We start from the raw sequence: 1,542 nt of genomic DNA, 5'->3' as shown, positions 1-1,542 counted from the left end.
AAAATGTTAAAGCCTTTTAAAAAAGGGTGTGTTGTTTTATTGGTGATACTTTTTATGTTAGAAATGCGCTTTGTTGTCGCAAAGGAGCCCATGAGGATCCCTGTTCATCCGATTCCTTTAGAAATACACACAAAGCACGGTACTGTTTCTTATAAAGTAGAGATTGCTTTTACCCCCTCTCAGGCAGCGGCTGGTTTAATGTATCGGACTGATTTTCCACACGATCGTGCGATGCTCTTTAAGCAGCAAAAAAGTTATCAATCGGGAGTTGAACAAGAGTTTTTTATGTGGATGGCTAATACACCTTTGCCGTTAGATATGATTTTTTTAAACTCTGAAGGGATTATTGTATCGATTATTGAAAACACTTCTCCATTTTCAACAAAAACCATTTCATCAGGCGTTCCTGCAGCTTTTGCACTTGAGATTAACGCTGGTGAAGTTGCTGAAAAACAGATACAAAAAGGGCAACGTGTTATTCATCCTGTTGTTTGTGGAAAGTGCAATAAAAAATGACAGCTGAAGACGTTCGTTTTTTTGAATATGATGGTTTGCGATTTGCTTATCGAGAAGAAGGGCAAGGTGCACCTATTTTATTGATTCATGGTTTTGGGTCTTCTGCTCGGGTGAATTGGTATGCAACGGGTTGGTTTCGTATTCTCACTGAAGCAGGGTATCGTGTTATTGCTCTTGATAATCGGGGGCATGGAGATTCGGTTAAAAGTTATGATCCTGCTTTTTATACACCTCAAGCTATGGCTGGCGATGCAGTAAGGCTATTACAGCATTTAGAGTTATCTAAAGCTCATGTTATGGGATATTCTATGGGAGCTCGTATTAGTGCTTTTATGGCTCTTTTGTATCCGACATATGTGAACAGCGTTATTTTTGGTGGTTTAGGTATTGGTATGGTAACGGGAGCAGGAAATTGGGAGCCTGTTGCTGAGGCTCTTTTAGCGGAAGATCCCTCTACCATTACCAATACGCGTGGTTTAATGTTTCGTAAATTTGCGGATCAAACGAAAAGTGATAGACGTGCTCTGGCTGCTTGTATTATTACATCAAAACAGGAGTTAACGGCGTCTGAAATTTATAAAATTGAACAACCTGCACTTGTAGCCGTTGGTTCATTAGATGAAATTGGTGGTGCAGCAGAACCATTAGCAGCTTTGTTGCCTTATGGTGAAGCTTTATCAATTCCTGATCGAAACCATATGCTTGCTGTAGGCGATAAAGTTTATAAAAAAGGTGTTATCGATTTTCTTTCTCGCTATCCTATAAAATAAAAATTTTTTATAGGTTTTAGCATTTACAAAAATACCCAATATTTTTCGCTATAAACTGAGAATCTTATTTAAAAACTTTTCTATTTTGAAGTCTTTATAAAAAATAGGCAGAAAAATAAGCTCTTATTTGCTTATTCTGTATATTTTTGAAGAGGTGTAATTCTTTTAAAGTTAGATAACTATATTTTAAAATGCGTTAAAAAGAACTATTTTTGAATAATGAAATAATATTTTTTGCTAAAAAATATCGTTTTAA

General features: G+C 36.2%; 2 protein-coding genes. Both read left to right on the top strand.

Annotated features, from left to right (window positions below):
• Positions 1-3: 3 nt before the first annotated feature.
• Positions 4-516 (top strand): DUF192 domain-containing protein, encoded by a 513-nt coding sequence (locus BN338_RS10060; RefSeq protein ID WP_039762032.1) that lies wholly within the window; start codon positions 4-6, stop codon positions 514-516.
• Positions 513-1,286 (top strand): alpha/beta fold hydrolase, encoded by a 774-nt coding sequence (locus BN338_RS10055; RefSeq protein WP_039762030.1) that lies wholly within the window; start codon positions 513-515, stop codon positions 1,284-1,286. Before BN338_RS10060 ends, BN338_RS10055 begins: the two co-directional genes overlap by 4 nt.
• Positions 1,287-1,542: the final 256 nt, after the last annotated feature.

It is taken from the genome of Bartonella queenslandensis AUST/NH15, from assembly GCF_000312585.1.
Taxonomy (GTDB): Bacteria; Pseudomonadota; Alphaproteobacteria; order Rhizobiales; family Rhizobiaceae; genus Bartonella; species Bartonella queenslandensis_A.
This window is presented reverse-complemented; position numbering and strand designations above follow the sequence as displayed.